Genomic DNA, 8,828 nt, shown 5'->3' with positions numbered 1-8,828 from the left:
GTTTGTTGCATGGTGTGTTGCTGTCGGTCGCGGTGCTGGTGTTGGTGCTGGTGTTGGCGCTGGTGTTGGCGCTGGTGTTGGCGCTGGTGTTGGTGCTGGTGTTGGCGCTGGTGTTGGTGCTGGTGTTGGTGCTGGTGTTGGTGCTGGTGTTGGTGCTGGTGTTGGCGCTGGCGTTGGTGCTGGTGTTGGTGCTGGTGTTGGTGCTGGTGTTGGCGCTGGTGTTGGTGCTGGTGTTGGTGCTGGTGTTGGCGCTGGTGTTGGCGCTGGGGTTGGTGCTGGTGTTGGTGCTGGTGTTGGTGCTGGTGTTGGTGCTGGTGTTGGTTCTGGTGTTGGTGCTGGTGTTGGTGCTGGTGTTGGTTCTGGGGTTGGTACTGGTTGTAATGGTACAAACTCACCAAAATCATCAATGAAACCTCTGATAGGAAAGCCATTGATTATCCTTGTAATTATTTGAGCACCGAAATTTGACGAACCCATTTTTATACCTCTTAAATAATAGATAATTTACATTAGCTAATATGAGACAAGCTCGATATTTTTTTGTCGTTTTAGTTCTTGATTATGTAGTAATATTGTTGACTTTAATAAGCCATAATATTGTTGAATTTTACAGGGTATTAATAATTTCAAAACTGCCCTACTGAAATTGAGATAAACTATATTTATTAGAGACTTTTCAAATTATAAAAAATCAACTATAACTAATTCATTTTAACCATAGATTGTAAGCATTTCCTAGGTCATGCTGCGCAAACAGCCGTCAGCTAGCCTCCTATGGTCAGAACTGCGTTATCAGCCAGCCTCCTCCGGAGGAACTGCGGACTTCAGCTATTGCTTTTAATTTTAGATAAAAGCTTTACTAATTGAGTCAGAATTTATACTTATATCATGTCCGGATAATAAGTTATAAAAAAACTTTATCCCTTCTAATCTTTTCTTCCCTTCTGCCCTCAGCATAGCTGCCTTCTGCCTTCTTTCCTCCTAAGTGTAACTATTCAACCGGACATGATATTACTATAAAAGCTGGCTGAAACAGTCTATATTTATTAAAACCCCCTTTTTTTGCTGAGAGCTGACAGCTAATAGCTGTTTGCGCAGCATTCCGCAGGAAATGCTTACCATACATTTGATAATTTTTTTGAAACTTTTTCATATTAACAACTTTTGTTTATTTTTGACAATCAGTGTTATATCATATCTGGTTGAATACTTAGGGCTTGCTGAATAAATCTAAAAGCATTGATATATAAAGACAAGTACCTTTTTGGGGCCTTTAAAAAGTGTGCCTGTTTCAGTCTAAAACGCTCAAAAAGCTAGTATTTTGGGACGATTATGGCAGAAAAATCATTCTTACAAAACTTAGCTCCTACCTCCTCTATAATTCCAATTTCTCTTGTCTCCTGTATTCCCCTCCTGGGAGGGGTTAGGGGTGGGTTGTCTCCTGTCTCCTACCCCTACTAAAAGACTTTTGAGCGCAAACCCTACTTACACTTTGTAGGAAGTAAGGCAGAAGGCAGCTATGCTGAGGGCAGAAGGAAAGAAAAGGCTAGAAGGGAGAAAGTTTTTTTATCACGCTATTATCCTGACATAATATTATTCAGTATTAAAGATTGTAGGGGCGAATGGCCATTCACCCTTACGAATTGTATAATGATCGACGCAATTATATGACTTCTATTTCTCGGGAACCATAGCCAACGGATGTTTTTTTCACTCCAGTTTTTCCCTATCCAATCTCCGCGTCCCCGTGTCACCGCGTCTCCGTGTCAAATCTTAAAAACTTACCGTTGTAAGTTCCCCCACTCCCCTACTCCCTACTCCCTTAAATAAACTTAAAGTCTGAAGCATCAATAACAGTACTAATAGCATCAGCAACAAGAGGTATATCATTAAGGACTGCTAAATCAAAAGCAGGATTAACATCATCCTCAAGATTCGGGTCATATCCTAAAATAACTTCACTATTCAAACTATTATTTACATAGATAAAGAAAGCAGGACTTGTTCCCGAACCATTTTGATTATTCAGAATAGAATTAACTTGCTGCACATTTTCAAATCTATTCTCAAAAATAATTAGTTCTTCACCACTTATATCCTGACCTTGGGAACCCAAATTATCAAGAGAAATTATCACACTAGAAAATTCTGTAGCAGTGCCCGGAGGATTAGTTAAATTACCAAAATTATTGGATCTAAACAAGAATACATCTACATTACTACCGTTAAAATCAGTAATTACATCTACTCCTTCATTGGGAACCTCAAAAAAGAAGGCATCTTCTCCCTCATTACCAGTTAACCTATCCGCACCAAAACCACCACTCAAAGAGTCATCACCTGTATTTCCATTAATACTGTCGTTACCTTCCTCACCACGAAGAAAATCATTTCCTTCATTACCATCAAGAGTATCAACCCCTGCACCACCATTCAAAGAGTCATCACCGACCCCACCAACAGCACTATCGTTACCTAACCCACCGAATAAGCGATCGCTACCAGTTTGGCCAAGCAGGAGGTCATCATCAGCACCACCGTCTAGAGTATCATTACCAGAATTACCTCCAAGAGTATCATTTCCAGCATTACCAAATAGAGAGTCATTATCATCTTCACCAGATAGAGAGTCATTACCCGTACCTCCATCTAGGGTATCGTTACCCTGTCCACCTGCGAGAGTATCTTGTTGTTCTGCTCCTAATAATAGATCGCTCCCATCTTCTCCTAACAAAGAGTCACTATCAGCACCACCATCTAGAGTATCGTTGCCCACTCCTCCTAATAATGTATCAGCTTGTTCTGCTCCAAACAAAGAATCATTTCCAGCTTCGCCTAATATAGAATCTTCGTCTGCTCCTCCATCTAAAACATCATTTCCAGCACGACCACTAATAGTATCCTCTCCAGCATTTCCAAGAATGTAGTCACTTGCGGGAGTACCGTTAATAGTATTATCACCACCTCCACCTTCAGATACATTATCAACAACAGTAATACTAAAGGATGTAGATGGAATTGTTCCATTATCCCCATCAGAAACAGAGAAGGTAAACGGAAACCTGCCTGCTGTGTTACCAGGGGTATATAGAATCAAGTTATTATTAATATCAGCTTGAGAAAAAGTATCGTCATCATTGATACTATCATCAACTAATGTCAGATTACCTTGTATAGGTGCTGTAATAATATTGTAAGTAATTTCTTCTGCTGTGTTGTCGGGATCTGTAACTAAAAGATTATTATTAAATATCGTTTGTCTTGGTCCACCTTTCTCAGCAATGATACCTCGGTTGTTAACTAACTGCGGTGAGTCATTGACTTTAATATTAACTTGAGCAGTATCAGAACCACCATTGCCGTCACTAATACTGTAACTAAAACTGTCCTCTCCAAGGAACCCAGTATTAGGGGTATATGTGTAGGTTGTACTGTTTTCTTGTACTAATGAACCATTTTGTGGTGTACCGATGACAGAAATACTGAGAGAGTCTTCATCTGAATCAGAGTCGTTTTCGAGTAGTTCTTGAGTAGTAAAAGTTAATGGTTCATTTTGATTTGTACTGAAGTTATCGTCTTCTGCTTCAGGGGGGTTGTTGGAAGGTTCTGGAGTTTCCGTCGGTGTTGGTGTGGGAGTTTCTGTGGGTGTTGGTGTAGGTGTTTCTGTAGGTGTTGGTGTAGGAGTTTCTGTGGGTGTTGGTGTAGGTGTTTCTGTGGGCGTTGGTGTAGGTGTTTCTGTAGGTGTTGGTGTAGGACCTGGTGAAGTTGTTGGTCCAGGAGGGGTGGGTGTAGGAAGTGATAATGTTCTAAAGTCACTTGAGTCTATTGTGCTACTTTCAACTCCTTCTAGCACTGCCAAAAAATCGCCGTTCGTACCACCTACACTAATAATAGTATTATCGGGGTTATCTTCTGATGCAAAGATACTTAGTTCTTCAAAGGTCAAACCATTGCTCAGACCAATTAAATCTTCACTACTAAAGTCATTAATAAAATCTGCACTACTGACTCCTGGACCTCCTGAGTCACGAGTAATATTAAAAGTATCTTGTCCTATTCCTCCGGTCATTGTATCTGCACCAAGGTCTCCAGAGAGAAAGTCTGCACCAATACCTCCTTCTAGTGAGTCTGCATCTCTTCCACCAAAAAGTACATCATCTCCTGTATTACCTTCCAGAATATCTCTACCTGTTTCACCAAATAATGTATCTCCACCATCATTTCCTAACAAGCGGTCGTCACCTGCTCCACCAACTACTGTATCATTACCGATGTCCCCATCAGCAAAATCATCCCCCCGGTCGCCGAATAATAGATCGTCCTCTCCACCACCGACAATACTATCATTCTCTTTACCTCCAAAGATAGTATCGTTGCCTTCATTGCCCAAGATAGTATCACTGTCGCGATCGCCAAATAAGATGTCACTACCACTATCTCCGAACAGAGAATCTAAATCTTTGCCACCTCGTAAACTATCATCTCCCGGACCACCGTCGAGAAAATCATTTCCGGCATTCCCGTTCATTTGGTCTTGACCTTCATCTCCCAGGAGAGCGTCATTGTCATCTAGGGCAAAAACTGTATCATCTCCAGACAATGCTAAAATTGTATCTGCGACTGTACTCCCGATGATGGAGTCGCTGAAAATACTACCCTCTCCTAAACCTTGAATAAAAATTGGTGGTGGTAGTTCGACTTGTTGTTTGACTCTTTCTGTTTGTGCCATTTTAATTTTTCCTGATCGGTATTTTTTTTGTTTTAAATTCTAGAAAACCCAAAACAAAGAATATTTTGTATTAACTTTTTTCATATTAGTGGGAGCAGGCATCCTGCCTGTCTCCATCCTGCCTGTACCAAAAATGTTAGGAACGGGGAACGGGAACGGGGAACGGGAACGGGCAAGATGCCCATTCCACAAAACTTTTAATCTTCCCTCCTCCCTGTTCCCTACTCCATCCTGCCTGTCCCAAAAATGTTAGGAACGGGAACGGGCAAGATGCCCATTCCACAAAACTTTTAATCTTCCTTCTTCCCTGTTCCCTGTTCCCTGTTCCCTGTTCCCTTAACTTCAAATAAACTCAAAATCACCAGCATCAATAACGGTGGAAATTTGGTCTTCTTCAGGTTCAACAGACTGGAGAATACCAAGCTCAAAAGCAGGAACACTGTCATCAGCTAAACTTGTGTCATAACCAAGGACATATTTGCCACGTTGACCATTTAGGTAAACAAAGAAAGCAGGGCGATCGCTTGAGCCATTTTGTACATTTAAGGCAGCATTGACTGCTTGTGCATTATCAAACTTACCTTCAAAAATAATAAGCTCTGCATCACCGATACTCTGACCTTCCGATCCAATATTCTCATCCTGGAGAATTACACTCGAAAAACCATCATTAGTTAAATCGCCAAAGTTAGCAGATGTAAACAGGAATGTATCATCATCACCTGGTCGGTCGAAATCTCTGACTGTATCAATACCTTGGTCTGCAACTTCATAGAAGAAGAAATCATTCCCGGCACCACCTGTCAGTCGGTCAGACCCAGAACCTCCAGCTATAGTATCATTACCAATACTACCGTCAATACCATCGTTATCATCACCACCCTGGATACTATCATCTCCTATATCACCCAAAATGATATCCTGACCAGGACCAGCATCGATAGTATCATTACCATCATCACCAACCAGAGAGTCATCACCTCCTTCTCCAAATATTGAATCGTTCTCTGACCCCCCAACAACAGTATCTGCTCCTGGACCACTATTAATAGTATCGTTGTCTGAACCACCGTCTATTAGATCGCTACCATCTCCACCTGTTACAGAGTCGTTGTCAGCTCCACTGCGAATGGTATCGTTACCCGCATTACCTGCTATGTTATCGTCACCATCTGCTCCCAGAATAGAGTCGTTTCCTTCTCCTCCAGTCATACTATCGCTGCCATCTCCTCCTAAGAGGTTGTCGTTGCCTGCATCACCAGAAAGACTATCGTTACCTGCTTCTCCAGAAAGGCGATCGTTACCATCACCACCAAATACACTATCGGAACCATCTCCACCTCTGAGAGTATCTTGTTGACTGGCACCAAATAGACAGTCATCACCAGAGTTACCAAACAGAGAGTCGTTTCCTTCACCACCATCTATATAGTCACTGCTACTGAGACCATCAATACTATCGTCTCCTGCTAACCCCAAAATATTATTACTTAGGGCAGTACCCGTGAAGTTATCTGCTTCATTGGTTAATATTTCAGTATCATCTACAATACCAATACTAAATGAGTTTGCTGGAATCTGTCCCCCGGCAACATCAGAGACTGTGTAGCTAAAAGAGTCATTACCTGCCGTATCATCTGGAGTAAATTGTAGTAAGTTATTGTCAATATCTTCTTGAGTAAAGGTATCTCCCTCCCTTAAACGAGAACTATCTCCTATTCTCAGGTCGCCTAAGTCTGGAGCATCAGTAATTGTGTATGTTAACTCATCAGCAGTATTGTCAGCATCAGATGCTTGTAAATTATTGGAATTTATAAACCGTATACCTGAACCAGCTTCAACTACTATACCAGTATTGTTAACTAACTCTGGCGATCGGTTAATTGTAATTGTCACATTAGCACTATCGCTACCTCCATTACCATCACTGATAGTATAACTAAAACTTTCTGTACCCACAAAGCCATCATCAGGGGTATATTCAAATAACCCATCGCTTTTTTCCACTAACTCTCCATTGGAGACTGATGTAAAATCAGTGACTGTCAGAGGATCGCCGTCTGGATCGGAATCATTGTCTAATACATTAAATTCTACTAATTTACTTTGGCTAGTTGCTACTTCGTCATCTTCTGCATTTGGTCTCCGGTTAGGAATAGGTGGAGGTGTAGGTTCTGGTGTTGGTTCTGGCGTTTCTGTTGGTTCTGGTGTTTCTGTTGGTTCTGGTGTTTCTGTTGGTTCTGGTGTTCCTGTGGGGTCTGGTGTTCCTGTAGGATCTGGCGTACCCGTGGGGTCTGGCGTTCCTGTAGGATCTGGTGTGCCTGTAGGATCTGGTGTGCCTGTAGGATCTGGTGTGCCTGTGGGAGAAGGGGTAGGAAAAGGAAACCCACCAGAACCAATGAAATTACCAGCATTAATAGTATTACTATCAACTCCTACTAATATTGCCAAGAATGGACCATCAGAACCATTTTGAATAATGGTGTCACGGCCTTCCCCACTGGGACTTTGGAAAATAACTAAGTCGTCAAACCCAAGACCTCCTCCTAAACGAATTAGGTCGGTATTACCATTGAAGTCAGCAATGAGATCTGCCTCAAAAATTTCCAGACCACCATTTTCAGGACTAATGAAAAATGTATCACTACCCTCACCACCAATAAGAGTATCTGTGCCTAAACCTCCTATTAGACAGTCGTTACCAATATCTCCTTGAACCTGGTCGTTACCATCTTCACCGTCTATCGTATCATTATCCCCTTCACCACTGAGTAAGTCTGTTCCTGAACCTCCAAATATTGAGTCGTTGCCGAAACCGCCAAATGCTTCATCATTCCCTTCTTCACCAAAAATAGTATCGTTGCCAGGGTCTCCAAATAAGCGGTCGTTACCTAAACCGCCATTAACAAAGTCCTCCCCTGCACCACCGCTAACAAAGTCGTTACCCTCACCACCAAGAACATTATCGTTACCATCTCCACCGAAGACACCATCATCTCCTCTATCACCAAATACCTCATCATCTCCTGCATCACCAGAAACACTATCATTATTTCTACCGCCATAAATAGTATCTCGACCATCCCCTCCACTAACTGTATCATTTTCGCGATCGCCAAATAATATATCATTACCCTCCTCTCCTAAAATCAGATCGTCATCTTTACCACCACGGGCGTTATCATTACCTTGGCTTCCTATAACTGTATCATTACCTCGACTACCATTGAGAGTATCGTTATTGTCACCCCCTCTGATTTCATCATTACCACCTTGACCAATAATAGTATCGTCACCCACCTCTCCAAATATGACATCTACTTGGTCGCTGCCAATTAAAAATTCATTATTGGGAGTACCTCGGAATACTCCCTCAACTCTGATAGGCGCTCCTTCACTAAGAACAGTGATGTTAACTGTTGCCAGAGAAGTGGTAGTACCATTGCTTACAGAATAACTGAAACTATCTGCTCCAATAAAAAATTGTCTGGGGGTATAAGTGAAAGTTCCCGTACCATTTTCTAGTAATGAACCATTGGTAGGCAAGCTAAAATTACTAACAAATATTGAATTGCCTGAAGGGTCGATGTCATTTTCGAGGACATTAAAACTAACGACTTGACTCTGGTTAGTTGTCACTTCATCATCCACAGCTATTGGTGGTGGTGGTGGTGCTGGTGTTGGTGGTGGTGCTAGTGTTGGTGCTGGTGTTGGTGTTGGTAATGCCTGAAACTCCCCGCCAATAATTAAACCAACTAGACTACCACTATCATCTCTAACTTCGATAATTTCTGTTGGTGGTGGGGTTGGCGCTGGTGTTGGCGCTGGGGTTGGTGCTGGTGTTGGTGCTGGTGTTGGTGCTGGGGTTGGTGCTGGTGTTGGTGCTGGGGTTGGTTCTGGGGTTGGTTCTGGGGTTGGTTCTGGGGTTGGTTCTGGTGTTGGCTCTGGTGTTGGCTCTGGTGTTGGTTCTGGTGTTGGTTCTGGTGTTGGCTCTGGTGTTGGTTCTGGTGTTGGTTCTGGTGTTGGTTCTGGTGTTGGTTCTGGTGTTGGTTCTGGTGTTGGTTCTGGTGTTGGTTCTGGTGTTGGTGCTGGTGTTGGT

3 protein-coding genes are annotated in these 8,828 nt (G+C 42.4%); 1 reads left to right on the top strand and 2 read right to left on the bottom strand.

Translation table 11 applies throughout. The features are described from left to right. Positions 1 to 454: hypothetical protein (locus tag F6K54_RS34280; RefSeq protein WP_293088062.1), on the top strand; the 454-nt coding region annotated here is incomplete at its 5' end. A 1,368-nt stretch (positions 455 to 1,822) separates the two neighbouring features. Here F6K54_RS34280 and F6K54_RS34275 read toward each other — a convergent pair. Both F6K54_RS34275 and F6K54_RS34270 read right to left on the bottom strand, forming a co-directional pair. After that, a complete protein-coding gene (locus F6K54_RS34275; protein ID WP_293088060.1) occupies positions 1,823 to 4,729 on the bottom strand; it encodes a cadherin-like domain-containing protein in 2,907 nt (968 codons plus the stop codon). 342 nt (positions 4,730 to 5,071) lie between these two features. Further along, the coding region (locus tag F6K54_RS34270; protein WP_293088059.1) for an Ig-like domain-containing protein at positions 5,072 to 8,828 on the bottom strand (3,757 nt) is incomplete at its 5' end.

This window comes from Okeania sp. SIO3B5 (assembly GCF_010692555.1).
Lineage (GTDB): Bacteria > Cyanobacteriota > Cyanobacteriia > Cyanobacteriales > Microcoleaceae > Okeania.
This window is presented reverse-complemented; position numbering and strand designations above follow the sequence as displayed.

Coding starts and splice junctions, on each gene's coding strand:
- F6K54_RS34275 (WP_293088060.1), bottom strand. CDS start 4,729: ATGGCACAAACAGAAAGAGTCAAACAACAAGTCGAACTACCACCACCA.